Source organism: Cryobacterium frigoriphilum (genome assembly GCF_004403305.1).
Taxonomy (GTDB): Bacteria; Actinomycetota; Actinomycetes; order Actinomycetales; family Microbacteriaceae; genus Cryobacterium; species Cryobacterium frigoriphilum.
In genome coordinates this window covers 162,161-186,735 of record NZ_SOHE01000016.1, presented here as the reverse complement: position 1 = coordinate 186,735, position 24,575 = coordinate 162,161, and the positions used below count along the sequence as shown (strand labels likewise).

20 protein-coding genes are annotated in these 24,575 nt (G+C 66.0%); 7 read left to right on the top strand and 13 right to left on the bottom strand.

Annotated elements, in window-relative coordinates:
- Positions 1 to 357: 357 nt before the first annotated feature.
- The 3 genes from E3T55_RS03760 to mmsA form a co-directional block, all read right to left on the bottom strand.
- Entirely contained in the window at positions 358 to 1,461 is a 1,104-nt protein-coding gene (locus E3T55_RS03760; protein WP_134518217.1) for a substrate-binding domain-containing protein, read from the bottom strand.
- Positions 1,462 to 1,530: 69 nt separating this feature from the next.
- Positions 1,531 to 2,859 carry a multiple monosaccharide ABC transporter permease gene (gene mmsB, locus E3T55_RS03755; RefSeq protein WP_134518216.1) on the bottom strand — a complete coding sequence of 443 codons (1,329 nt, stop codon included), beginning with the start codon at positions 2,857 to 2,859 and terminating at the stop codon, positions 1,531 to 1,533.
- Entirely contained in the window at positions 2,856 to 4,406 is a 1,551-nt protein-coding gene (mmsA, locus tag E3T55_RS03750) for a multiple monosaccharide ABC transporter ATP-binding protein (protein ID WP_134518215.1), read from the bottom strand. The genes mmsB and mmsA overlap by 4 nt, the downstream gene beginning before the upstream one ends.
- A 166-nt stretch (positions 4,407 to 4,572) precedes the next feature.
- On the opposite strand from mmsA, the gene E3T55_RS03745 reads away from it, so the two are divergent.
- Positions 4,573 to 5,385, top strand: a complete 813-nt coding sequence (locus E3T55_RS03745; RefSeq protein ID WP_134518214.1) for a shikimate 5-dehydrogenase — start codon at positions 4,573 to 4,575, stop codon at positions 5,383 to 5,385.
- Here the strand turns inward: E3T55_RS03745 and E3T55_RS03740 are convergent.
- Together E3T55_RS03740 and E3T55_RS03735 are read right to left on the bottom strand one after the other, a co-directional pair.
- Complete coding sequence (locus E3T55_RS03740) at positions 5,382 to 6,542, bottom strand: cystathionine gamma-synthase (protein WP_134518213.1); 1,161 nt, start codon at positions 6,540 to 6,542, stop codon at positions 5,382 to 5,384. The genes E3T55_RS03745 and E3T55_RS03740 overlap by 4 nt on opposite strands.
- A gap of 30 nt (positions 6,543 to 6,572) precedes the next feature.
- A complete protein-coding gene (locus tag E3T55_RS03735; protein ID WP_134518212.1) occupies positions 6,573 to 7,937 on the bottom strand; it encodes a cystathionine beta-synthase in 1,365 nt (454 codons plus the stop codon).
- 170 nt (positions 7,938 to 8,107) lie between these two features.
- Here E3T55_RS03735 and E3T55_RS03730 point away from each other — a divergent pair, with 170 nt between their 5' ends.
- Both E3T55_RS03730 and E3T55_RS03725 read left to right on the top strand, forming a co-directional pair.
- Positions 8,108 to 8,785, top strand: a complete 678-nt coding sequence (locus E3T55_RS03730; RefSeq protein ID WP_134518211.1) for a DUF3105 domain-containing protein — start codon at positions 8,108 to 8,110, stop codon at positions 8,783 to 8,785.
- Between the two features lie 84 nt (positions 8,786 to 8,869).
- The gene (locus E3T55_RS03725) at positions 8,870 to 9,568 is read left to right on the top strand and encodes a DUF305 domain-containing protein (RefSeq protein ID WP_134518210.1); all 699 of its coding nucleotides are present in this window, start codon (positions 8,870 to 8,872) and stop codon (positions 9,566 to 9,568) included.
- Between the two features lie 379 nt (positions 9,569 to 9,947).
- Here E3T55_RS03725 and E3T55_RS03720 read toward each other — a convergent pair whose 3' ends face one another.
- The 4 genes from E3T55_RS03720 to E3T55_RS03705 all read right to left on the bottom strand — a co-directional run bounded on the left by E3T55_RS03720 (position 9,948) and on the right by E3T55_RS03705 (position 15,606).
- Complete coding sequence (locus E3T55_RS03720; protein WP_420897965.1) at positions 9,948 to 11,873, bottom strand: ABC transporter ATP-binding protein; 1,926 nt, start codon at positions 11,871 to 11,873, stop codon at positions 9,948 to 9,950.
- A gap of 159 nt (positions 11,874 to 12,032) precedes the next feature.
- Positions 12,033 to 13,001 carry a carbohydrate ABC transporter permease gene (locus E3T55_RS03715; protein ID WP_134518209.1) on the bottom strand — a complete coding sequence of 323 codons (969 nt, stop codon included), beginning with the start codon at positions 12,999 to 13,001 and terminating at the stop codon, positions 12,033 to 12,035.
- Complete coding sequence (locus E3T55_RS03710) at positions 12,998 to 14,131, bottom strand: carbohydrate ABC transporter permease (RefSeq protein ID WP_134518208.1); 1,134 nt, start codon at positions 14,129 to 14,131, stop codon at positions 12,998 to 13,000. The genes E3T55_RS03715 and E3T55_RS03710 overlap by 4 nt, the downstream gene beginning before the upstream one ends.
- A gap of 155 nt (positions 14,132 to 14,286) precedes the next feature.
- A complete protein-coding gene (locus E3T55_RS03705) occupies positions 14,287 to 15,606 on the bottom strand; it encodes an ABC transporter substrate-binding protein (RefSeq protein WP_134518207.1) in 1,320 nt (439 codons plus the stop codon).
- Positions 15,607 to 15,876: 270 nt separating this feature from the next.
- On the opposite strand from E3T55_RS03705, the gene E3T55_RS03700 reads away from it, so the two are divergent.
- Positions 15,877 to 16,926 (top strand): LacI family DNA-binding transcriptional regulator, encoded by a 1,050-nt coding sequence (locus tag E3T55_RS03700; protein WP_241992840.1) that lies wholly within the window; start codon positions 15,877 to 15,879, stop codon positions 16,924 to 16,926.
- 141 nt (positions 16,927 to 17,067) lie between these two features.
- Here the strand turns inward: E3T55_RS03700 and rplL are convergent, their stop codons facing one another.
- On the bottom strand, positions 17,068 to 17,451 hold the full coding sequence (gene rplL, locus E3T55_RS03695; protein ID WP_119976452.1) for a 50S ribosomal protein L7/L12: 384 nt from the start codon (positions 17,449 to 17,451) through the stop codon (positions 17,068 to 17,070).
- Between the two features lie 51 nt (positions 17,452 to 17,502).
- Complete coding sequence (rplJ, locus tag E3T55_RS03690; protein WP_134518206.1) at positions 17,503 to 18,018, bottom strand: 50S ribosomal protein L10; 516 nt, start codon at positions 18,016 to 18,018, stop codon at positions 17,503 to 17,505.
- A 332-nt stretch (positions 18,019 to 18,350) separates the two neighbouring features.
- Between rplJ and E3T55_RS03685 the strand changes: the two genes are divergently transcribed.
- Together E3T55_RS03685 and E3T55_RS03680 are read left to right on the top strand one after the other, a co-directional pair.
- Entirely contained in the window at positions 18,351 to 20,081 is a 1,731-nt protein-coding gene (locus E3T55_RS03685) for an MFS transporter (RefSeq protein ID WP_241992839.1), read from the top strand.
- Positions 20,078 to 20,530 (top strand): MarR family winged helix-turn-helix transcriptional regulator, encoded by a 453-nt coding sequence (locus tag E3T55_RS03680; RefSeq protein WP_134518205.1) that lies wholly within the window; start codon positions 20,078 to 20,080, stop codon positions 20,528 to 20,530. The genes E3T55_RS03685 and E3T55_RS03680 overlap by 4 nt, the downstream gene beginning before the upstream one ends.
- 28 nt (positions 20,531 to 20,558) lie before the next feature.
- Here the strand turns inward: E3T55_RS03680 and E3T55_RS03675 are convergent, their stop codons facing one another.
- Together E3T55_RS03675 and E3T55_RS03670 are read right to left on the bottom strand one after the other, a co-directional pair.
- Positions 20,559 to 22,085: a sensor histidine kinase gene (locus E3T55_RS03675; RefSeq protein WP_241992838.1), complete on the bottom strand. Its 1,527-nt coding sequence runs from the start codon at positions 22,083 to 22,085 to the stop codon at positions 20,559 to 20,561.
- A gap of 14 nt (positions 22,086 to 22,099) precedes the next feature.
- The gene (locus E3T55_RS03670; RefSeq protein WP_134518204.1) at positions 22,100 to 22,849 is read right to left on the bottom strand and encodes a response regulator transcription factor; all 750 of its coding nucleotides are present in this window, start codon (positions 22,847 to 22,849) and stop codon (positions 22,100 to 22,102) included.
- Positions 22,850 to 23,053: 204 nt separating this feature from the next.
- Between E3T55_RS03670 and E3T55_RS03665 the strand changes: the two genes are divergently transcribed.
- A complete protein-coding gene (locus tag E3T55_RS03665; protein ID WP_134518203.1) occupies positions 23,054 to 24,538 on the top strand; it encodes an ABC transporter permease in 1,485 nt (494 codons plus the stop codon).
- The last annotated feature ends 37 nt before the right edge of the window (positions 24,539 to 24,575 follow it).

Below are 24,575 nucleotides of genomic sequence, written 5' to 3'. Positions count from 1 at the left end.
TAGAACGGTGTGCGGTGTTTTTCCGCAGAAACTGTGCCGTGGGAGCCGTAGGGCTCAACTGGAGTCTTAATACTACATCTAGTGATTCTGGATAGGAACAGCCACTACATGCGGTAATTATATTTATGTAGTTATCCACCGACATTTTCGAGTTTTCAACAGGCCGCCCCCGAATGGGGCCCCCGAATTCCGCGGTTTTCGCCTACTTATCCACAACCGGTGCGGTGGCAAAATTCTTCCCTGTGGAAACTCGGTCGGCGTGTTTCGGCGTGTCGCCGACCCGGCATGCAGAAGGTCGGAACGGCATCCGTTCCGACCTTCCGTGCCGTGCTGCCCGCACCGGGCGGGGCGTGGGTGCTACTCCGTCAGCGGCGCCAACTTGGGATCGTTGGCGTAGGCCTCGGCCGCGTTCGCCTTGGTCACGATCACCGGCGGAATCAGGTAGGCCGGAACGATCTTGTTGCCGTTGTCGTAGCTGTCGTCGTTGGTCTCCGGTGTGTCACCGACCTGCAGGGCCTTCACCATGTCGATCGCCTGCGCCACCAGAAGCCGGGTGTCCTTGTTGATGGTGGAGTACTGCTCGCCCGCCATGATCGACTTGACCGACTCCACCTCGGAGTCCTGGCCGGTCACGACCGGGATCGGCTTGCCGGCCGCCTTCACCGAGGTGATGATCGCCCGCGCCAGCATGTCGTTCGGCGAGAGCACCCCGTCGATCTCCTGGTCGCCGTAGGTGCTGGTGAGCAGCGAGTCCATGCGGCTCTGCGCGTTCTCGGCCTTCCAGTCCGCCGTCGCGGTCTGCTTGATGTCGGTCTGTCCGGAAGCGACAACCAGGGTGCCGTCGTCGATCTTCGGCTGCAGCACGCTCATGGCACCGTTGAAGAAGACCGGGGCGTTGGCGTCGGCGGAGTTGCCCGAGAACAGTTCAATGTTGTACGGACCTTCCGGCCGCACCGCGGCCAGCCCGTCGAGCAGCGCCTGACCCTGCAGCTCGCCCACGTTGAAGTTGTCGAAGGCCACGTAGTAGTCGACGTTGTCGGTATTGAGAATCAGACGGTCATAGGCAATGACGATGGCGCCGGCATCGTGGGCGTCCTTGACCTGCGTGCCGAGCTGGCCACCGTCCTGGGCCCCGATGATGATGACCTTGGCTCCGTTGGTGACCATGGCGGAGATCTGGTCCTGCTGATCCTTCACCGTGGTCGAGGCTCCCGCGTACTGCACGTCGGCTTCGAAACCGGCCTCGGAGAGACCGTCTTCGAAGAGGCCGCCGGCGAGAACCCAGTTCTCGCTGGTCTTCGACGGAAGGGCCACCCCCACGACGGAGTCGGCCGGGAACCCGGCTTCGGCCGTTCCCCCGGCGGCTGAATCGGGGTCTCGGGTGGAGCATCCCGAGAGTGCCATGAGAGCTACCGCGGCGACCGCTGTGATCGCTGTAGCCCTGACCGTGATTTTTCGCATGTCCGTCACTTTCTGTTCATTTGAATACGGGAATTTGTGGGATTGCGGGTATCGGTTGAAGAGAGCTCGTCAGTTGGTGGCCCGATCGGCGGGCTGCGCGGTGGCCGGGGTGCCGGCGGTCGGAAGCACGGCCGGCGGCGGTTCCGGCGGGCCGGGAGCGCGCCGGTTGCGGGTGAGCAGACCGATGATCGAGGGCCGCCCCTGGCTCTTGTTCCAGACATCCACCCCGACGGCCGCCAGCAGCACCATGCCCTTGATGATCTGCACGAGGTCGGAACCCACTCCGAGCAGTTGCAGGCCGTTGTTCAGAACGGCCATCACGAGGCCACCGACGATGGAGCCGATGACGGTGCCAATGCCGCCCGACACGGCCGCGCCGCCGATGAAGACCGCGGCGATCGCGTCGAGCTCCCAGCTGAGGCCGTCTTGCGGGCCGGATGCCCCGGCGCGGGCCACGAAGATCATGCCGGCCAGCGAGGACAGGATCGCCATGTTCATCATGACGAGAAAGTTCACCCGTCGTGAATTGACCCCGGAGAGTTCGGCGGCGAGTTTGTTACCGCCGACCGCGTAGACGTGCCGACCCAGGATCGTGTTGCGCGTGACGAAGCTGTAGAGCAGCACGAGTACGCCGAGGATGATGCCGGAAACCGGAAAGCTCGTGCCGACCCGGCCGCCGGCGAACAGGAACGTGGCGTAGATGACGACCGCGTCGAGCAGGCCGACCTTGACCACGCTCGCCCACAGCGGCACCGACTCGGAGTGCATGGTCTTCTGCACCTGACGCGCCCGCCATTCCCGCGCGACGATCGCGATCGCAATGAGAAAGCCGATCAGCAGGGTGAGGTTGTTGTAGCCGGTACTGGGCCCCACTTCGGGCAGGTAGCCGGCACCGATCGTGGTGAAGCCTTCGGGCACCGGCACCGTGTTGGCGTTGCCGATGAGCTGGTTGCCGCCGCGAAAGATGAGCATGCCGGCGAGCGTCACAATGAAGGCCGGCACCCCGATGTAGGCGACCCAGAACCCCTGCCAGGCGCCGATGAGGGCACCGACGACGAGACCGAACAGGATCGCGACGGGCCAGGGAAAGTTCCAGTCCTCCATGGAACTGGCCACGACGATGCCGCAGAACGCGGCGACCGACCCGACCGACAGGTCGATGTGGCCGGCGATGATGACCATGACCATTCCGATTGCAAGGATCAGGATGTAGGAGTACTGGCTGACCAGGTTGATCAGGTTGCCCGACGACAGGGTGAGCCCGTCGGTCAGAATCTGAAAGAAAATAATGATCGCGATCAGGCTGAACAGAATTCCGAATTGGCGGATGCTGTTCCTGCCGCTTCCGAACCGGCGTCCCGCGCTCGGCTTCGTCGCGATCGGAGTCGTGTCGCTCATATGGTGCGCACCTTCTTTCTGGCGGAGGTCATGCTCTTCATGAGGGTTTCGGGGTCGGCGTCGGCGGCGTCGATGCAGTCCGTGATCGCTCCCTCGAAGATCGTGTAAATGCGGTCGGCGAGGCCGAGCAGCTCGGGGAGCTCGGAGGAGATCAGGATCACGCCCTTGCCCTGGGCGGCGAGGGTCTGGATGATGCCGTAGATCTCGTATTTGGCTCCGACATCGATGCCGCGGGTCGGTTCGTCGAGAATCAGGATGTCGGGGTCGGTGAACATCCACTTCGCCAGCACGACCTTCTGCTGGTTGCCCCCGGACAGTTTGCTCACCCCCATGTCAACGGTCGGCGTCTTGATGCGCAGGTTCTTGCGGTATTCCTCGGCGATCGCGTACTCCTTGGCGTCGTTCACGACCGGGCCCGCCGAGATCTTGGAGAGTTTGGCCGAGACGACCGAGCGTTTGATGTCGTCGAGCAGGTTGAGGCCGAGCGCCTTGCGGTCCTCGCTCACGTAGGCGAGTCCGTGCTCGATGGCCTCGCCCACGTTGCGCAGCTCGATCTCTGTGCCGTCCTTGAAGATCTGGCCCGAGATGAAGGTGCCGTAGGAGCGGCCGAAGATGCTCATGGCGAGCTCGGTGCGGCCGGCGCCCATCAGCCCGGCGATGCCGACGATCTCCCCCGTGCGCACGGTCAGGTTCGAGCCCTTCGCCACGAGGCGCTCGGCAACCTGCGGATGCTGCACCGTCCAGTCGCGCACCTCGAAGAACACCGGGCCGATGGTGGGCGTGTGCTCGGGAAACCGGCTCTCGAGACTCCGACCGACCATCCCGCGAATGATGCGATCCTCATTGACCCCGTCTGCGGCGATGTCGAGGGTTTCGATGGCCAGGCCGTCGCGAATGATGGTGATCGAGTCGGCGACCTGTTCGATCTCGTTGAGCTTGTGCGAGATCATGATCGAGCTGATGCCCTTGCTCTTCAGCCCACGAATCAGATCGAGCAGATGTTGTGAGTCGGCCTCGTTGAGGGCGGCGGTCGGTTCGTCGAGGATGAGCACCTTGACCGACTTGTTGAGCGCCTTGGCAATCTCGACGAGCTGTTGCTTGCCGACGCCGATGTTCTTGATCAGGGTGTCTGGGTCGTCGCGCAGGCCGACCCTGGCGAGCAGTTCGTAGGCCGTGCGCTTGGCACCGACCCAGTCGATGCTGCCCCACCGGGTGGGCTCGTTTCCGAGAAAGATGTTCTCGGTGATCGACAGTTCGGGAATGAGTGCGAGCTCCTGGTGGATGATCGCGATGCCGGCCGTTTCGCTCGAGCGGATGTCCTTGAAGCGCATCTCGCTGCCCTCGAAGTAGATATCACCCGAGTAGGAGCCGTACGGGTAGACGCCGGACAGTACCTTCATGAGCGTCGACTTGCCCGCGCCGTTCTCGCCGCAGATCGCATGGATCTCGCTGGCCCTCACGGTGAGCGAGACGTTGGACAGCGCCTTGACGCCGGGGAATTCCTTGGTGATGGAGCGCATTTCGAGGATGACCGGGCTATTCAACATTGAAGCCTTCCTTGCCGTCGCCGACCGGTGTGACTGCTCAAGCACTCCGAGCGATCAGAGCCTTGTCATGCTGGCCCCGAGCAATGCTCATGTCAAGTGGCGGCCGATAACGCTCCCGCAACACGCCGCTCACCGGCCCATTCGCAGAACGCGCAACAATGGGGCCATGCCAATTCTGAACAAGGACATGACCCTGTGCATCTCGCTCGCCGCCCGGCCGAGCAACATCGGCACCCGGTTCCACAACTACCTCTACGACGAACTCGGCCTCAACTTCATCTACAAGGCCTTCGCCCCGGTCACCCTGCGGGACGCGATTGCGGGCGTGCGGGGGCTCGGCATCCGCGGCTGCGCCATCTCGATGCCCTACAAAGAGGCGGTGATCGAGCTCGTGGACGAGCTCGATGCATCCGCTCTCGCGATCGACTCGGTCAACACGATCGTGAACGACAACGGGTACCTGCGCGCCTACAACACCGATTACACGGCCGTGCGGCGCCTGCTGACGCAGCGCGCGGTTTCGGCCCAGCTGTCGGTGATCGTGCAGGGCAGCGGCGGCATGGCCAAGGCCGTCGCGGCCGCGCTGCGCGATGCCGGGTTCGCCTCCGGCACGATCGTGGCGCGCAACGAGGTCACCGGGCGGGCGTTGGCCGAACTCTGCGGCTACGCCTGGGCGCCGCGGGTCGGCGAGCTGACCGCCGACCTGATCGTGAACGTCACCCCGCAGGGCATGACTCCCGACGAGGCCCTGCTCTCGTTCGAGCCCGGCACGATCGCGGCCGCCCGGGTGGTGTTCGACGTGGTGGCCTCACCGTCGGAGACGCGACTGATTCGGGCGGCGCGCGAGGCCGGCAAGGCCGTCATCACCGGGGGCGAGGTGGTGGCGCTTCAGGCCGAGGAGCAGTTCGTGCTGTACACCGGCATCCGCCCGACGCCCGAGCAGATCGCCCGGGCGTCGGCGTTCTCCCGCGAGGCCTAGGCCGCGGGGAGTGCCGCGTCGAGGTCGGCAATGAGGTCACGCACGTCTTCGATGCCGACCGAGAGACGCACGATGTTGTCGGCGACCTCGAGCTCGGTGCCGCGCACCGAGGCGTGCGTCATCTCCGAGGGATAGTTGACGAGCGATTCCACGCCGCCGAGCGACTCGGCGAGCTGGAACAGGTGCATCGACTCGGCGAAGGTACGGGCCGCGGCCGCGCCGCCCCTGAACGCGAGGGACAGCATGCCGCCGAAGCCGCTCATCTGCTTCGCGGCCAGCTCGTGCCCGGGGTGCTCGGGCAGTCCCGGGTAGTAGACCCGCTCGATGGCGGGGTGCGCCTGCAGGTGCTTCGCGATGGCCAGGGCGTTGCTCGAGTGGCGCTCCATGCGCACCGAGAGCGTCTTGATGCCGCGTACGGTGAGCCAGGCGTCGAGCGGGGCCGCGACGGGGCCGGCCGCGAATTGGATGAACGTCGCCTTCTCGGCGAGTTCGTCGTCGTTGATCACGAGGCCGCCGCCGAGCACGTCGGAGTGTCCGCCGAGGTACTTGGTCGTCGAGTGCACCACGACGTCGGCGCCGTGGGCGAGCGGATGCTGCAGCGCGGGCGACGCAAAGGTGTTGTCGACGATCACGACGAGGCCGTGGCGGTGGCCGAGCGCCGACAGGGCGGCGATGTCGCTGATCTTCATGAGCGGGTTGCTGGGCGTTTCGACCCAGAGGATCTTGCTCTCGCCCGGAATGATGGCGGCTTCGACGGCGGCCAGGTCGCTCATCTCGACGGTGGTGTTGCGGATGCCCCAGGCACCGTGGATCTTGTTGATCAGGCGGTGGGTGCCGCCGTAGACGTCGTTGCCGAGCACGACGTGGTCGCCGGGAGCAAGGATCGCCCGCAGGATCGTGTCTTCGGCTGCGAGCCCGCTCGCGAAGGCGAGTCCGTGCTTGCCGCCCTCGAGCGCGGCGAGCAGTGTCTCGAGCACGGTGCGGGTGGGGTTACCGCCGCGGCTGTACTCGTAGCCGCCCTTCAGATTACCGATGCTGTTCTGCACGTAGGTGGAGGTCTGGTAAATCGGCGGGATGACGGCGCCGGTGGTCGGGTCGAAGGCCTGGCCGGCGTGGATGGCGAGGGTGTCGAAGTTGTGCGCGGTGCTGTCAGTCATGAAAATCCTTTGAACAGTGGGAAACGAAAATCAGGCGCTCAGGTAGGTGAGCAGGTCGTGCCGCGTGATGACGCCGAGCGGCTTGCCGCCATCGGTCACGAGCAGGGCATCGTGCTGGGCGAAGGCAGCGCGGGCGGAGCCGACCGGTTCGTTGACGCCGATCAGCGGCAGCGCCTCGCCGACGATCGTGCTGACCCGGTCGGTGAGTTTCGCGTCCCCCGAGAAGACGAGGCCCATCAGCGCACGCTCGTCGAGTGCGCCGAGCACCTCGCCCATCACGACGGGCGGTTTGGCACTCAGCACGAGCAGCTGTGAGACGCCCGCGCTCGTCATGGTTTCGATCGCGTCGTGCACGGTGTCGCTCGGGTGCACGTAGACGAAGGGCGGCATCAGGCCGGTCTTCGAGGTGAGCAGGTCGGCGACCGTGTGGCCGGCCGGGGCGTTGGTGAAACCGTAGCTGCGCATCCAGCCGTCGTTGAAGATCTTGCCGAGGTAGCCGCGGCCACCATCGGGCAGCAGCACCACGACGGTGTCGTCGCTCGTGAGGGTTTCGGCCAGCCGCAGCGCGGCGACGACGGCCATTCCGCTCGATCCGCCGACGAGGATGCCCTCTTCGAGGGCGAGCCGGCGGGTCATGGCGAAGCTGTCGGCATCCGTCACGGCGATCACCTCGTGCACGACCGTGGGGTCGTAGGCGCCGGGCCAGAAGTCTTCGCCGACGCCCTCGACGAGGTAGGGGCGGCCGGTGCCGCCGGAGTAGACCGAGCCCTCGGGGTCGGCGCCGACGATGCGCACGGTGTCGTTCGAGATTTCGCGCAGGTAGCGGCCGGTTCCGGTGATCGTGCCGCCGGTGCCGACGCCCGCCACGAAGTGGGTGACGGTGCCGTCGGTGTCGCGCCAGATCTCGGGGCCGGTGGTCTCGTAGTGGCTGAGCGGACCGTTCGGGTTGAAGTATTGGTTGGGCTTGAAGGCGCCCGGAATCTCACGGGCCAGGCGGTCGGACACGGAGTAATAGGAGTCGGGGTCGTCGGGGGCGACGGATGTCGGCGTCACCACGATCTCGGCGCCGTACGCGGTGAGCACGTTGCGTTTGTCCTCGCCGACCTTGTCGGGCAGCACGAAGACGCACTTGTAGCCGCGCTGCTGGGCGACGAGGGCGAGGCCAACCCCGGTGTTGCCCGAGGTCGGTTCCACGATCGTGCCGCCGGGCTTCAACAGGCCGTCGCGCTCGGCGGCATCGATGATGCGCACCGCGATGCGGTCTTTCGCCGAGCCGCCCGGGTTCAGGTACTCGAGTTTCACGAGCACCGTTGCCGCCACACCCTCCGTGACCTTGTGCAGTTTGACCAGCGGGGTATTGCCGATGAGGTCGAGGATGGTGTCGGCAATCTGCATCGGAGTGAGTCCTTTGGTCTGCGGTGAAAGTGAGGGCCGCGGCATCCGTCGCCCCCTTGTACTCTAGCCCGGCGCCTGAGGCGGGTTCCGAGCTCTTCCACGTTCCCAGCGGACATCCGGCCTCACGCTGATACGTTCGAATAGATACTGCACAATCGAGAGAGGTCCCCGTGACGCCCAACCCCGGCTCCCCCGTGAACAAAGCATCCGTGAAAGAGCAGCGCGTCGCCCAGCGCGCGAAGAAGCTCGAGGAATACCACCGCACCCAGAAGCGGGCCAAGCGCAACCGGCGCATCGGCATCATCGCCGGTTCCGTCGCCGCGGTCGCCGTGATCGGCGTCATCGTCGCGTCAATCGTGCTGACCCCGCAGGCCGCGAACTACGCCGGCGGCGGCGACGGCGACGCGTCGACGATCGACGGCGTCGAGAGCTTCGAGAACACGGCCGGGCACGTCGAGACGCCGGTGACCTACGAGCAGACCCCGCCGGCCGGCGGCGAGCACGCGAGCGCCTGGCTCAACTGCGGCGTCTACACCGAGGAGGTACCGAGCGAGAACGCGGTGCACGCCCTCGAGCACGGCGCGCTCTGGGTGACCTACGACCCGAGCACGTCCGACGCGGATCTCGAGGCGCTCAAGGCCGTGCTGCCCTCGACCTACGTCGTGCTCTCGCCGTTCGAGGGCCTGCCGTCCCCGATCGTCATCAGCGGCTGGAATTCCCAGCTTCAGGTTGACGACGCCGCCGACCCGCGCATCACCGACTTCTTTGAAGAGTTCTGGAAGGCCTCGACCGTGCCGGAGCCCGGCGCTCCCTGCACCGGCGGCATCGACGCTCCCGGCAAGGCCTAACGGCCCGCCCGATGACCCGAACGCCTGCTGGAGCGCACGTCGCTGACACCCCGCACCGCGTGGCCCCGCGACGGCCGCACCGGCATGACTGAGACGGATGCCCCGCACCCCGTGGCCACCGCGGCCCACCCGCACCGCGGGGTGCGCCGCGTCACCCTGCTCGTGGCGCTTCTGCTGACCGCCGTGATTGTGGGCGCCGCCGCGTTTTCGATCGGCCGCCTGAGCACGCTCGTCGACCCGAACCCGAGCAGCACGAGCGCCGAGGCCGGGTTCGCCCGGGACATGCAGACCCACCACAATCAGGGCGTCGAACTCGCGCTCATCATTCGCGACGGCACCGACGACGAGGCCGTGCGGCGACTCGCCTATGACATCACCGTCACGCAGGGCCAGCAGTCCGGGCAGATGTACGCCTGGCTCGTACTCTGGGAGCTGAGCCAGGCCGGCCCGGAACCGTCGATGACGTGGATGACCAGGCCGGCCCCGACCGATTCGGATGCGGACTCGAGTCATGCGCATGACACCGAGCACGTCGCGGGCGAACCCATGCCGGGCCTCGCAACGAGCGAGCAGATCGCGTCGCTGACCGCGGCATCTGGTGCCCAGGCGGAGCGCGAGTTTCTCACGCTCATGATCGCCCATCATCAGGGCGCGGTCGAGATGGCCGAGGCCGTGCTCGACCGCAGCGACAACTCCACCGTGCGCGCGTTCGCGAACGCCGTGGTGATGAGTCAGAAGTCCGAGATCGACCTGATGACCGGCATGCTCGAGGCCCGCAGCTAGCGGCATCCGCTGCCCTGGCCGGCGCGTCTTCGTGGCCTGCCCAGACCCCCGAGCCCAGACCCGCGAGCCCACAGGGCCGAATAGATCGCTTCGGCGAGTGCAGAACACCGGCTGACCGCAGCTCATGCGCCCGCAAGCTGCGCCTGCGCCATAAAGCTGCACGGGCGCCCGTCTGACGCGCTGCGTCGTGCGCCCAGAAGCTGCGCGTGCGCCCAAGAATTCCACGTCGTGGCGGTCATGCGCCCGAAAACTGCTCAGGCGCCTGTAATTGCAGGCGCACGAGCAGCTTGTGGGCGCACGATTGCGGGCACGAGCAGCGTCTCGGCGCGAGCTGCGTCTCGGCGCGCGGTGAGCGGATGCGAACAGGCCGGCCGGGTGGTCAGTCGGCGGGGAGGGGCACCGGTGATGAGGTGATCTGCCGGGCGTACAGGTTCGCATAGACGCCCTCGGCCGCGAGCAGCCCGGCGTGGGTGCCGCGCTCCACGATGCGGCCGCCGTCGATCACGAAGATGACGTCGGCGTCGACGACCGTGGACAGCCGGTGGGCGATCGCGATGGTGGTGCGGCCGTGGCTCGCCGTGTCGAGTGCCGCCTGCACGACCCCCTCCGAGATGGAGTCGAGCGCGCTCGTCGCCTCGTCGAGAATGAGTACCGGCGGGTCTTTCAAGAGCACCCGTGCGATCGCGATGCGCTGCTTCTCACCTCCGGAGAGCCGGTAGCCGCGCTCCCCCACGATGGTGTCGTACTTTTCGGGGAACGAGTCGATCGTGTCGTGGATGTTCGCCGCGCGAGCGGCGATCTCGAGCTCCTCGAGGGTGGCATCCGGTTTGGCATAGCGCAGGTTCTCGGCGATGGATGCGTGAAAGAGGTAGGTCTCCTGGCTCACGATGCCGATGTGGGACACCAGAGACTGCTGCGTCAGGTCGCGCACGTCGACCCCACTGAACACGACCCGCCCTGCCGATGCCTCATAGAAACGCGGAATCAGGTACGACACGGTGGTCTTTCCCGCACCGGACGGGCCGACAAAGGCCGCGAACTGTCCGGGTTCGATCATGAACGACACGGCGTCGAGCGTCGGCCGGGACTCCGCCGCCCCGTCGGGGTAGGCGAAGGTCACATTGTCGAACGCGACCCGACCGAGTTCGCCCGCGCCGGCATCCGCTGCCGACGGTACGCTCTGCGCGCCGGGCTTGTCGCTGATCGCCGGCTTCAGGTCGAGGTACTCGAAGATGCGAGCGAAGAGGGCGCTCGAGGTCTGCAGATCGAGCGCGACCCGCATGAGCCCGAGCAACGGAAAAATCAGCCGGGCCTGCACGGTCGTGAATGCCACGATCGTGCCGGGTGTGACATCCGTCGTGCCATTGAACATCAGATACCCGGCGACCAGATAGACGATCGCGGGAATGCTCGAGAGAAAGATACTGACGGTGGCGAAGAACCACTGGCCGCTCATCTGCTGGCTGACCTGCAGGCGTACCTGGTTGGCGTTTTCGTCGGCGTACCGGGCGATCTCGTTCTGCTGCCGCGTGAAGCTCTTCGACAACAGGATTCCCGAGACGCTCAGGGTCTCCTGGGTGATCGCCGTCATGTCGGAGAGCGATTCCTGGGTCTTGCCGGCGATGCGGGCCCGCACCTGCCCGACCCGGCGCTGGGCGAAGACGAGGATCGGCATCAGCACGAGCGCGACGATCGTGAGCTGCCAGTTGAGCAGCAGCATCGCCACGAAGGCCGCGATCACGGTCACGGTGTTGCCGAGGATGCTTGAAATGGTGTTGGTCAGCACGCTCGCGACGCCGCCGACATCGTTCTGCAAGCGGGACTGGATGACACCGGTCTTGGTCTTGGTGAAGAAGCTCAGCTCCATCGCCTGCAGGTGGGTGAAGAGTCGCACCCGCAGCGCGCCCATGACCGAGTTGCCGACCGTCGCGGTCAGCCAGGTCTGCCAGACGCCGAGCAGTGCCGAGACCAGGTAGACACCGAGCATGAGGCCCACGAGGGTGCCGAGGATGCCGAGGTTCGGCACGTTTCCGGGTGGGAACAGGCCCTCGTCGAAGGCCCGCTGGGTGAGCAGCGGCGGGATCACCGACAGGGCAGCGCTGACCAGCACGAGCACCACGGTCACGATCAGGGTGGCCCGATGCGGGGCGAAGAGGGCGAAAATACGCCGCAACAGGTGGGGGATGCGGGGCGCTTCGGCGTTCTCGGCGCGCTGCGCCACGGCATCCGCGCTGCTGACGCGGTTACGCTTCATGCCGGCGTTCTGTCGTGGCCCCACACCACCCGACCCGTGCGATGAACTCATAGCCCCATTTTAGGTGCACCCGAGACACCGCTCCGCGTGCCCCACCCCCAGCTGGCGAGTGAGCAGTTGTGGCGCTTCACAGCGCTTCACAGCGCTTCCCGGAGCCGGGAAGCGCCACAACTGCTCACTCGCGAAACGGTGGCGCGGGGATCGTGCGGGTCAGCCCTTCGTGGCGCCGGCCAGCAGACCGCGCACGAAGTACCGCTGCAGCGACAGGAAGACGATCACCGGAACCAGGATGGAGAGGAACGCAGCCGCTGTGAGCAGGTACCAGTCCTGTCCGCGGGCTCCGGAGAGTTCCGCGAGCAGCTTGGTCATGGGCGCGACCGCACCGTCGGCGAAGATCAGCGCCACCAGCAGGTCGTTCCAGACCCAGATGAACTGGAAGATGGCGATCGACGCGATGGCCGGCATGTTCAGCGGCAACACGATCCGGAAGAAGATCTGGGCATGCCCGGCGCCGTCGACGCGAGCCGCTTCGATGACATCGGCCGGAATCTCCGAGACGAAGTTGTGCAGCAGGTAGATGGCCAGCGGCAGGGCGAACATCGAGTGGGCGATCCACACCTGAGCGTAACCGCCGGCCTCAAGCGGTGCGACCGAGGGGAATCCGAAGAACTCTCCCTGCGAGAAGAACAGCAGCAGCGGCACGAGGGCCATTTGGATCGGCACGATCTGCAGCGCAAAGACGCCGATGAAGAGGATATCTTTGCCCCGAAAGTCGATCCAGGCGAACGCGTACGCGGCCATGCTGGCGATCATCAGCGGGATCAGGGTCGCCGGTATGGTGATGGCGAGCGAGTTGACGAACGACCCCGCGAGGTCGAGCTGGCTGTTTCCGGCGGCGAGGGCCGTCGTGTAGTTGTCGAGGGTGAAGCCGGGATTCTGGAAGATGGTCCACCACCCGGTGGTGCGCACCTCCTGGGCGGGGCGGAACGAGGAGATGAACAGGCCCAGGGTCGGGATGGTCCAGACCACGGCGATGACCAGGGCGGCAATGGTTGCGCCCCGACTCGTGAGCCGTCGCTTGGCGTTCTTGGCGACCGAATTCTCGGTACGGCGTTCACCTCGACGCTGTTGCCGTTTCGTAGCCTCGTCGAGGGGGATTTTTGCGGGTGTGACCGTCATCGGATTTCCCTCTGCTTCTTGATCTGGCGAGCATTGTAGACAACGATGGGCACGACCAACACGAACAGGATCACTGCGAATGCGGCCGACCGGCCCAGTTCGAAGTTCTTGAACTGGGTGTACATCTCATTGGCGACGACGCTGGTGTCGTTCGCGCCACCCGTCATGGTTCGAACGATGTCGAAGACCTTGAGCGACACGATCGAGATCGTCGTGAGTACGACGATCAGCGCACTGCGGATGCCCGGCACCGTCACGTTGGTGAACCGCTGCCAGCCGTTGGTTCCGTCGAGTTCCGCCGCCTCCATCTGCTCCACCGGCACGCCCTTGATGGCCGCAGAAAGCACGACCATGGCGAAGCCGGTTTGCGCCCAGATGAGCACGACGATGAGAAAGAAGGTGTTCCACGGCGACTCGGCGATGAAGTCGATCGGCTGACCGCCGAACCAGACCACAATCTGGTTCAGAAGACCGATCTGTTCCTGATCTGCCGGACGCGCCGTGTAGACGAATCGCCAGATGATGGAGGCGCCCACGAAAGATATCGCCACCGGGAGAAAGACCAGGGTCTTGAAGTACTTCTCGCCGCGGCTCTTATCGATGAAGACGGCGTAGGCCAGACCCGCGATGGTGGACACAACGGGAACGATCAGCACCCAGATGATGGTGTTGATGATGATGCGCACGTTCTCGGGCTGACCGAACACCCAGGCGAAGTTCTCCAAGCCCACGAAACGGTCACCGCGAGCGTTCATGAACGCCTGCACGGTGGTGGAGATCGTGGGTACGATCAAGCCGATCGCGAGCAGGAGTACGGCCGGTGCGAGAAAACCCACCAGCTGGAACAGATAACCTGCACCCTTGCGGGATCGATAGTCGAGCAGAAAGAAGAGACCGCCGAGCACGGCCGCTCCGGCGATGGCCCACCAGTAGGATCCGCCGACGGCGAGCAGCAGCACCGGGGCCGCGATGCAGACCGCCAGCCGGATGACGGTGTAGATCCGCCCCGGGCGGGGCGCAATCTCGACGAAGAAGAGCACCAGCCCGACCACGGCGGCAAAAGCCAGGACGATGATTGGTACCTGTACCAGAGGCGGCAGCTGCGCCAGCCAGGCAAAGAATTCGGACATCTGAAACCTTTCGAGTTCAACGATGGACTCTGGGTCATCGCCCGCCGCCTCGTGACACGAAGCGGTTCACTGCCGGGGACTGGTTCGCGCAGTCCGCCGGCCAGGGCGTGGGCCGCCCGCTTTTCGGGGCGGGCGACCCACGGTGGGGTGCGGGTCTACTCTGAGGGCCAGCCGGACTCAATACTGGTCAGGACCTCGGATGTCGGTGTGCCGTTGATCCAGGACACGATGCCCTTCCAGAACGTACCGGCGCCGACCGTTCCCGGCATCACGTCAGACGCGTCGAAGCGGAAGGTTGTGTCCGGGTCCTGCAGAATCTTGATCGATTCCTGCAGAATCGGGCTCGTCGCGTTCTCGGGGTCGAGCCCGGAGTTGGCACTCAGAACTCCACCGAGAGCGACGCGAGTGTTGGCCCACTCGGCGCTGGAGAGGTACTCGAGCACCTTCTGGGTGTCAGCGTCATCGGAGAATGCGCCGACGATCTCGCCACCACCGGTGACGGTCTGCCCACCCGCTTCGATGGGCGGTGTCATGAACGCCCACACGTCGCCGTCGGGACCGACTTCGCCGCCGGCATCCGTGATGAAGCCGTCAAAGAAGGAAGCCTGGTGCGTCATGGCACAGGTACCCTCGGCGATCGGGGTCGCGACGTCACCGAACGGCACGCTGTTGATCGATTTGACGTCACCGAAGGTGGCGTTCGTATATGCCGGGTTGAGCAGAATTTCACCGACGGCGTCGAACGCCTCCGCGATCTGCGGATCGGTGAACGGCACCTCGTTGGCGACCCACTGGTCGTAGACCTCCGGACCGGACTGACGCAGAACGAGGTCTTCGACCCAGTCTGTACCCGGCCAGCCGGTGGCGTCACCGGAGCCGAAGCCGGCGCACCACGGTGCTGTTCCCGTCTTCTCCTGGATGGTCTTCGTGACCGCCAGCAGATCGTCGAAGGTCTCGGGGACCTCGACTCCCCACTCAGCGAACTTGGCCGGCGAATACCAGACGTAGCCTTTGAGGCTGGCCATCAGCGGCGCCCCGTAGAACGTGTCGTCAACCGTGCCGTAGGCCTTCCAGTCCTCGGACCAGAACTCGTCGACGTTGGCTTCGACGGCCGCCGGCGCGGGCTTCAGAAAGTCGCGGCTGGCCAGGTCGGCAAACAGGCCGGGCTGCGGAATGATGGCGATGTCGGGCGCGTTGCCGCCCTGCGCGCGAATCGAGATCTGGGCCTCGAACTCCTTCGACGCTTCGTACTGGATGTCGATGTCGTTATCTGTTTCCCAATCGGCCCAGGACTCTTCGAGCTGTTCGGCTTCGAAGTCGGAAATTCCACCATAAATGGTGACCGTCCCGTCGCCCGCGGCGCCGGCCTCGGCGTCGGTGCCTCCGGGACCGCCGGAGCAGCCGGCGAGAGTGATACCCGCGATCGCCGCGATGGCGAGCGGAGTGATGATACGACGGTGCAGCGATGACCGCATCTGGTTTCTCCTCATTGAGTGTTCGTGATCAGCAGTAGACAGCAGTGATGATCTGCTGCGAAGCGGTAGTGCAGGGGACAGAACTCGGGAACCGGTTCCACACATAAAGTACGTCACTCATTGCCGGCGCGCAAGCCCGCCAATGTTACGAAATGACAAACTTCGGAGTCAATCCCCCCAAGTCGCTGATTTCTTGCGTGAACGCACATCCGTTGCAAGACAACTTCATGGAACCGATTCCAGAGATCGCGGAATGGCGCTACTCTGTGCATGACGGATGCAGAGAGGGAGGCCGATGTGAGCACGATAGCGGATGTCGCCCGTCTCGCCAGCGTCGCCAAGGCCACCGCGAGTCGCGCCCTGAGCGGCAAGGGCTACGTCTCAGAAGAGACCCGAGCCCGTGTCGTCAGCGCCGCCCGCACGATCGGCTATGTCGTCTCGCCCAACGCGGCGAGCCTCGTGACCGGGCGCACCAAGAGTGTCGGGGTCATCATTCCCTTCATCAACCGGTGGTTCTTCGCCGAGGTGCTCGAGGGCATCGAGATCGCCCTGCTCGAGCAGGGCTACGACATGACCCTGTACAACCTGCCGGCGGCGAGCCCCGAGCGTGACCGCATTTTCGAGTATTTTCTGGCCCGTAAGCGCTTCGACGCGGTCATCTCGGTCGGAGTCGCGCTCAGCGAGACCGAGGTCGACCAACTGCACCGGCTGGGGCGCCCCCTGGTCGGCATCGGCGGCCCGATCCGCGGGGTGCACACCATCGCCATCGACGACGTCGAGGCCGCCCGCCTGGCCACCGAGCACCTGCTGAGCCTCGGTCATGTGGACATCGTGCACGTGGGCGGGGTGCTCGTCGACGAGATGGACTTCGAGGTGCACAGCAACCGGCTGCGTGGCTTCACGTCGGCGATGACGCACGCGGGACTCTCCACCGACGGATGCTTCTACGCGAGTGAATTCACGCTGCCCGGCGGCTACGAGCGCGGCATGGAGGTGCTCGGCGACCCGCGCCGCCGCCCCACGGGCATCTTCGCCGCGTGTGATGAGATCGCCGTCGGAATCATCGTCGCGGCCCGGGAGCTGGGCATCAGCGTGCCCGCCGATCTCTCGGTGATCGGCATTGACGGGCATCCGTATGCCGACATGTTTCGGCTCACAACCCTGGAACAGCACCCGCGCGAGCAGGGGCGCCTCGCCGTGGTGTCACTGCTGGCTGAACTGGACAACCCGACCGATCACCACGCCGCCGGGGAACTCACCGAGCTGCCGCCACGGCTCGTGATGCGGGCCAGCACGAGCGGCCCGCGCGCCCGCACCTGACCGGCTCCACAGGCGGAGGTACACCAAACAGGGCGCCATCCTCGCGGATGACGCCCTGTTCTGTTGCGCAGTGGTGCTGTGCAAGGTTCTGCCCCAAGGCAGACGCCGGCAACTCTCGAATCGTCCCCTTTCGGGGAGGGATTACTTGAGGGTAACGGTGGCGCCAGCGGCTTCGAGGGAAGCCTTGGCCTTCTCGGCTGCATCCTTGGCAACGCCCTCGAGGACGGCCTTCGGCGCGCCATCGACAACGGCCTTGGCCTCGCCGAGGCCCAGGCTGGTGAGCTCGCGCACAACCTTGATGACCTGGATCTTCTTGTCGCCGACGGCGTCAAGGATGACGTCGAACGCGGTCTGCTCTTCGACCTCTTCAGCGGCAGCGGCGGGGCCAGCGGCTCCGGCAGCGGCGACGGGAGCGGCTGCGGTGACCTCGAAGGTCTCCTCGAACGCCTTGACGAACTCGGAGAGCTCGATGAGGGTCAGGCCCTTGAACTGCTCAAGCAGGTCTTCAGTGGAAAGCTTTGCCATGATGTACTCCTATTTGGTTTCTTGAAAATCTGACCGTAACGAGGCAGGTGCCTAGTTAGCGGACTCCTGCTTTTCACGCAGCGCGTCGATGGTGCGAACAGCCTTCGACAGCGGTGCCTGGAAGAGATAAGCGGCTCCGAACAGCGATGCCTTGAAGGCGCCGGCCAGCTTGGCCAGCAGCACCTCGCGGGACTCGAGGTCGGCAAGCTTGCCAACCTCCGCTGCGGTGAGCGGGTTACCGTCAAAGTAACCGCCCTTAACCACCAGGAGGGGGTTTGCCTTGGTAAAGGAACGCAGGGTCTTCGCGACGGCGACGGGGTCTCCGTGCACGAAGGCGATAGCGGACGGACCGACAAGTTCCTCGTCGAACGAGGTGATGCCGGCGTTGTTGGCCGCAATCTTGGTGAGCGTGTTCTTTACCACGGCGTACGTGGCGTCCTCACTGATGGAGACGCGCAGGCTCTTGAGCTGCGCAACAGTGAGACCGCGGTACTCGGTGAGCAGAACGGCGGTCGAGCTCTGGAATTTCTCCGTAAGCTCGGCGACCGTTGCTTCCTTGTTCGCCATGGTGCTCCCTAAAAATATGGTGTCATGTGCCGGGTAGCCCCTGGAGCAGACATGAAAAAAGCTCCAGCGCAGGGCGCCGGAGCTTGGGGAACAATCCACGAGGACTGTAACTGAACTTCGAACACCTGCGCGGGCCGTTCACGTGAATGAACCTTCGGTCACCTCGCTCATTTCTGGGCAAGGCGACAACCGGCGGTCTGTGGCTACGAGAAAGATTACGTCATGGCATCCGCGAGCGCAAATCGAGCGAGCGAGCCGTCTCCCATATTTTAGTTGATAACTGTCTACTATCTCTATATAGTTGACTCTTATCAATTAGAAATCGGAGTCCCATGTCACGCGAAAAGCGGCCGATCGCGGCCGACGGCACCATGACGCATCGGCAGGTGCTCGAAGCCCTGTCCGGCCTGCTGCTGGGCATGTTCGTCTCCATTCTCGCCGGGACGGTCGTCAGCACCTCACTGCCCGTGATCATCGCCGACCTCGAGGGCGGGCAGTCCTCTTATACCTGGGTGATCACGGCGACGCTGCTCGCGACCACGGTCTCGACGCCCATCTGGGGCAAGTTCGCCGACCTGTTCAACCGCAAACTCCTCATCCAGTTCTCGCTCGTGATCTTCGTTCTCGGGTCGGCCCTCGCCGGCTTCTCGCAGGACACCGGTACCCTCATCGGCTTCCGCGTGCTGCAGGGACTCGGCGCCGGCGGACTGGCCGCCCTCAGCCAGATCATCATGGCCGACATCATCAGCCCGCGCGATCGCGGCAAGTACGCCGGCCTGTTCGGGGCCGTCATGGCGCTCGGCACCGTCGGCGGCCCGCTGATCGGCGGCGTGATCACGGATGCCTTCGGCTGGCGTTGGAATTTCTTCATCGCTCTGCCCGTGGCGATTGTCGCCATTGTGCTGCTGCAGCGCACCCTGCGCCTGCCGACGCGCGCCAAACGGGTCGTGAAAATCGACTACCTGGGCGCGGTGCTGATCGCCGGCGGGGTGTCGCTGCTGATGATCTGGGTGACGCTCGCCGGGTCGAATTTTGAGTGGGCATCCGTCACCACGCTGATCATGGTCGGCGGGGCCGTGCTGTTGCTGATCGCGGCCGTCGTCGTCGAGGCGACCGTTGACGAACCCATCATTCCGCTGGCCATGTTCCGCAACCGCACCTTCAGCATCGCGACCGTCGCGAGCATCTCGGTGGGCGTCTCCCTCTTCGGCACCTCACTCTTTCTCAGCCAGTACATGCAACTGGCCCGGGGCGCGACACCGACCGAATCGGGCCTCTTGACCATCCCGATGATGGGCGGCTTTCTCGTCTCCTCGACGGCATTCGGCATGCTGATCAGTCGCACCGGAAAGTGGAAGGCCATCATGGTCTCGGGCAGCGTGCTCGTCGTTGCCGGGCAGCTGCTGCTCGGCACGCTCACCTCCACCACCAACCTGGTTCTCGTCGGCGTCTACATGTTCGTGCTCGGCGCCGGCCTCGGCTCACTCATGCAGAATCTCGTTCTCGTGGTGCAGAACGCCATCGACGTGAAAACTCTCGGCGTGGCCACGAGCGGCATCACGTTCTTTCGCAGCCTCGGCGGCACGATCGGCGTGTCCGTGCTCGGTTCGGTGCTCGGCACGGTCGTGGCCGACAGCATCCGTCGGGGCGTCGGCGCCCTCGAACCGGCCCAGCAGACCGCCGCCGGCAGCATTCTCGGCTCGGGAACCATCCCCAACATCTCCGAGCTGCCCGGGGTGATTCGGGTGATCGTGGAGGCATCGTACGGAACCGGCGCCGGCACGGTCTTTCTGCTCGGCGCGCCCCTGGCCCTCGTCACCGTGATCATGGTGGCCGTGCTGCCGAACATTCCGCTCGGCGGCAAGACCGCGATCGCCCGCGCCCACGCCGAAGGGCAGCAGCAGGCAGCGGATGCCAGGGCCAGGGCCCAGCGCGAGCTCGCCGACATGGAGGACACCCTCATCGACGTGAGCACGGCATCCGTCGGCCTCACGCCCGTGGGCCGCAACGACCCGACCGGGGCGATCCGTGTGGTCGATCCAGGCCCTAGCGTTAAGTCGTGAGCGAGAGTGACGTAGAGAAGCCCGAGACGAGCGCGATGATCACCGAGGTGGTCGAAGAGCTAAACGTGCTCGCCGGTAGCATTCGGGCCAGCCAGCGCGAGGCGGCGGCTCGCATCGATCCCTCACTGCAGGCCTTTGGTTTGCGGATTCTGCGCCTGCTGGTGCGCAACGGACCGACCCATGCGAGCGGTCTCGCCGCCCTGCTCGCGGTGGACAAGAGCGTGATCAGCCGGCACACCAAACCGCTCTGCCGTTTGGGTCTGCTCGAGACGCGGCCGGATCCAACGGATGGCCGGGCGCACTTTCTGGCCGTCACGCCGCTGGCCGTGGCCAAACTCGAGGAACTGCGCGCCGGTGACACGGCCATCGTGCATCGCCGCCTCGCGAGCTGGACGCCCGAGGATCTGCACGAACTCGCGCGCCTGCTCGCCAAGCTCAACACGCCCTGACCCGCGGGCCGAAGCGTCGGGCTCGGCGTCAGGCCAGGGGCAGCGACACGCGGAACCGGGTGCGGCCCGGTTCGCTCTCGACGGTGACCTCACCGTGGTGCGCGGTGACCACGGCCTGCACGATCGCCAGGCCGAGGCCCGTACTGCCGGTGCCGCGAAACCGCGAGGAGTCCCCGCGGGCGAATCGCTCGAACAGGGTCTGCTGCAGGTTTTCCTGAATGCCGGGGCCGTTGTCGGTGATCGTGATGACCGCGCGGGGGCCGGCATCCGTCGCCTCGGCGGCGAGCGCGACCTCGACCGTGGTGCCCGGGTCGGTGTGCACGCGGGCGTTGGCGAGCAGGTTCGCGACGACCTGGTGCAGCCGGGGCGCGTCGCCCAGGGCTTCGACGGGCTCGTCGGGCAGGTCAAGGTTCCAGACGTGGTCGCGGCCGGCGGCGTGGGCGTCGCTCACGGCGTCGACGAGCAGCATGGTCAGGTCGACGGGCTTCTGCTCGAGCTCGCGGCCCTCGTCGAGGCGGGCGAGCAACAGCAGGTCTTCGACGAGGCCGGTCATCCGGATCGACTCTGACTCGATGCGACCGAGGGCGTGCAGGGCGTCGGGCGGCAACTGCTGCCCGCTGCGCCTGGTGAGCTCTGAATAGCCGCGGATGGAGGCGAGGGGCGTACGCAGCTCGTGGCTGGCATCCGCTACGAACTGGCGCACCTTGCGTTCGCTGGCCTGCCGGGTCTCGAGGGCGAGGTCGACGTGGTCGAGCATGCGGTTGAGTGCGGCGCCGACCCGGCCGACCTCGGTGCGTGGGTCGGTGTCGGCGGCCGGGACCCGGTCGACGAGGGAGACCTCGCCGCGGTCGAGGGGCAGCCGGGACACCCGCGCGGCGGTCTCGGTCACCCGCTGCAGCGGGCGCAGCGCGAGGCGCACGATCCAGGCGGCGACGGCGGCCGCACCGATCAGGCCGCCGAGCGAGACGGAGCCGATGATCGCGGCGAGTTGGGCTGCGGTGCCGTCGACGGTCGCGAGCGGCAGGCCGACGAGGTAGACGACCCCGCTGCGTGAGGTCTCCGCAATGACCCGATAGTGCCCGAGCGAGCCCCGCAGATCGACGGTCATCGGCGTGGAGACCCGAACGTGCTCGGCGAGTTCGGCGACCTGCGCGGCGCTCAGCGACTCGATCTCGCCGGTCTCGTCATTCGTGTAGCCGGTCGTGATGGTCGTGCCGTCGAAAACCAGCGCCAGCAGGCCGGGAGGCTGAGCCGGGCCGTTCAGGATGTTGTCGGCGGTCGGCGTGCCGAAGAAGCCGGGCAGGGAATCGCCGCGGTCATCACCGTCACCGACGGCTGCACCCGAGCGGTCGGCCGCGGAGCGCAGTTGGCTGTCGAGGCCGGTCAGCAGGTTGGCGCGCAGAATCGCGACGCTGATCAGGCCGATCACGATGCTGACCAGGGCGAGCAGCCCCACGACGGCGAGCACGAGGCGGCGCCGCAGGGTCCAGGGCGCGCGCGCGGGGTGCGGTCGCGGCGCGGCGGAAGCGGCGGTCACCGCGCTGGCTGTGATCACTGCGCTGGTTGTGGTCACTGCGCGGTCTTGAGCATGTACCCGGCGCCGCGCACGGTGTGGATCATGGGGTCGCGGCCGGCGTCGATCTTCTTGCGCAGGTAGGAGATATAGATTTCGACGACGGATGATTTTCCGCCGAAATCGTAGCTCCACACCCGGTCGAGAATCTGCGCCTTGCTGAGCACTCGGCGCGGATTGCGCATCAGAAAGCGCAGAAGCTCGAATTCGGTCGCGGTCAGTTCGATCTGGGTTTCGCCCCGGAACACCTCGTAGCTGTCCTCGTCGAGCGTGAGGTCACCGACGCTGATGCGCGGGTCGGTCGACTCCGCCACGGCGAGGGTCGAGCGGCGAATGAGGCCGCGCAGCCGGGCGACGACCTCTTCGAGGCTGAACGGCTTGGTGACGTAGTCGTCGCCGCCGGCCGTGAGGCCCGCGATGCGGTCGTCGAGGGAGTCCTTCGCGGTGAGAAACAGCACCGGCGTTTCGGACCCGTCGGCACGCACTCGCTGCAGCACCTGTAGGCCGTCGATGTCGGGCAGCATGATGTCGAGCACGATCGCATCCGGTCGAAATTCGCGGGCGATGGTGAGCGCCTGGCGCCCCTCCCCCGCGGTGCGCACCTCCCAGCCCTCGTAGCGCAGGGCCATCGAGAGCAGATCGGTCAGCGTCGGCTCGTCGTCGACGACCAATACGCGAATGGCGCTGCCGTCGGCCTTGTGCAGGCGCGGACCATGGACCGACTGGGGAACGGATCGTGTGCTCATGTTCCCTATTATCGGCACCTTTTCTATGAGTCGACTATGGATCGACTTGGGCTTGGCTGTGGGGCGGCCCGGTGCATCCGCTGCGCTGGTGGGGCTCATGATTCATAGCCGACTCTTATACTCCCCATAGTTTCGGCATAGGCGGGCTCCCTAGCGTCGGTTCTGGTGATCCTGACTCGCTCGGTCGCCGGAACTGGAGCATCCATGTTTATCACCTACCTCCGACGGGAACTCGCGGGCCGCCGCAAGCAGACCGCCATCGTCGCGATCGGCATGGCGCTGGCGATCGCACTCGTGATTATCGTCAATGCGGTCTCGGCGGGCGTGCAGAACGCCCAGGCCACCGTGCTCGAATCCGTCTACGGCGTGGGCACCGACATCACGGTCAGCCAGGAAGCCACGGCGCCGACCGCGGGGGACGAGGGCACCGGCGGGCCGCAGCGCTTCGATTTTGGCGCCGATGACGGCGCTACCACAGACGGAACAACCAGCGTCAGCCAGTCCCGGCTCGAAGCAGAGCGCGGCACCACAACCTTCGACGCCTCCGCGCTCGACACCGTCACGACCGTCGACAACGTCTCGGCTGCCGCCGCGACACTCTCGCTGAGCAACACGAGCTTTTCGGGCGAGGTGCCCGACATGGCCGAGACCGACTCGACCGATTCAGCCACCGGCACGGTGCCGGCCGCGGGCGAGCGCCCCGCCGGCGGCCCCGACGGTGCGGGCGGAAGCGCCTTCAGCGTCGACTCCTTCACCGTGCTCGGCCTCGACCCCGCCGATGAGGCCGTCGGCCCGCTCTCGGCCGTGACCCTCACCGAGGGCCGCACCCTCGCGGCGGCGGATGCCGGCACCAACGTCGCCGTGCTCGACTCCAGCTACGCGACCACCGCCTCGCTCGCCGTCGGCGACACCGTCACGATTGCCGACACCGACTTCGAGATCGTCGGCCTCGTGACCGCCACCACGGCGGATGCGGCCACCGCATCCAACGTCTATATTCCCCTCGACGTGGCCCAGACCCTCTCGGGACTGACCGACCAGGTTTCCGACATCTACGTGCAGGCCGACTCATCGACCGCGATCGATCAGGTACAGACCGACATCGAAACGGCCCTGCCCGACTCGACCGTCAACACCCAGTCCGACCTCGCCTCGAGCGTGTCCGGCTCGCTCTCGAGCGCCTCCGACCTGGTCAAGAACCTTGGCCTGTGGCTCTCCCTGATCGTGCTCGCCGCCGCGTTCCTGATCGCGATCCTCTTCACCATCAGCGGCGTCACCCGCCGTACCCGCGAATTCGGCACCCTCAAGGCGATCGGCTGGTCGAACGGCAAGATCGTGCGCCAGGTCGCCGGCGAATCCCTCGTGCAGGGGCTGATCGGTGGTGCCGTCGGCATCGTGGTCGGCCTCGCCGGAATCCTCGTGATCAACCTCGTCGCTCCGACCCTGACGGCGGGCGCCGCCACGTCGACCGAAGCCCTCGGCGGCCCGGGTGGCGGCGGCCCCGGCGGCTTCGGCGAGGCGGCGACGGCCGCGGCGACCAGCGACATTCTGCTGAGCGTGCCGGTCACCTTCTCCGTCATCCTGCTCGCGGTCGGCCTGTCGGTGCTCGGCGGCCTCATTGCCGGCATGATCGGCGGCTGGCGTGCCTCGTCGCTGCGCCCCGCCGAGGCGCTGCGCAGCATCGCGTAACCCCGCGGCATCCGCCTACCCCGTCTATATAGGAGAT

Coding starts and splice junctions, on each gene's coding strand:
- E3T55_RS03760 (WP_134518217.1), bottom strand. CDS start 1,461: ATGCGAAAAATCACGGTCAGGGCTACAGCGATCACAGCGGTCGCCGCG.
- mmsB (WP_134518216.1), bottom strand. CDS start 2,859: ATGAGCGACACGACTCCGATCGCGACGAAGCCGAGCGCGGGACGCCGG.
- mmsA (WP_134518215.1), bottom strand. CDS start 4,406: ATGTTGAATAGCCCGGTCATCCTCGAAATGCGCTCCATCACCAAGGAA.
- E3T55_RS03745 (WP_134518214.1), top strand. CDS start 4,573: ATGCCAATTCTGAACAAGGACATGACCCTGTGCATCTCGCTCGCCGCC.
- E3T55_RS03740 (WP_134518213.1), bottom strand. CDS start 6,542: ATGACTGACAGCACCGCGCACAACTTCGACACCCTCGCCATCCACGCC.
- E3T55_RS03735 (WP_134518212.1), bottom strand. CDS start 7,937: ATGCAGATTGCCGACACCATCCTCGACCTCATCGGCAATACCCCGCTG.
- E3T55_RS03725 (WP_134518210.1), top strand. CDS start 8,870: ATGACTGAGACGGATGCCCCGCACCCCGTGGCCACCGCGGCCCACCCG.
- E3T55_RS03720 (WP_420897965.1), bottom strand. CDS start 11,873: ATGAGTTCATCGCACGGGTCGGGTGGTGTGGGGCCACGACAGAACGCC.
- E3T55_RS03715 (WP_134518209.1), bottom strand. CDS start 13,001: ATGACGGTCACACCCGCAAAAATCCCCCTCGACGAGGCTACGAAACGG.
- E3T55_RS03710 (WP_134518208.1), bottom strand. CDS start 14,131: ATGTCCGAATTCTTTGCCTGGCTGGCGCAGCTGCCGCCTCTGGTACAG.
- E3T55_RS03705 (WP_134518207.1), bottom strand. CDS start 15,606: ATGCGGTCATCGCTGCACCGTCGTATCATCACTCCGCTCGCCATCGCG.
- E3T55_RS03700 (WP_241992840.1), top strand. CDS start 15,877: ATGACGGATGCAGAGAGGGAGGCCGATGTGAGCACGATAGCGGATGTC.
- rplL (WP_119976452.1), bottom strand. CDS start 17,451: ATGGCAAAGCTTTCCACTGAAGACCTGCTTGAGCAGTTCAAGGGCCTG.
- rplJ (WP_134518206.1), bottom strand. CDS start 18,018: ATGGCGAACAAGGAAGCAACGGTCGCCGAGCTTACGGAGAAATTCCAG.
- E3T55_RS03685 (WP_241992839.1), top strand. CDS start 18,351: ATGTCACGCGAAAAGCGGCCGATCGCGGCCGACGGCACCATGACGCAT.
- E3T55_RS03670 (WP_134518204.1), bottom strand. CDS start 22,849: ATGAGCACACGATCCGTTCCCCAGTCGGTCCATGGTCCGCGCCTGCAC.
- E3T55_RS03665 (WP_134518203.1), top strand. CDS start 23,054: ATGTTTATCACCTACCTCCGACGGGAACTCGCGGGCCGCCGCAAGCAG.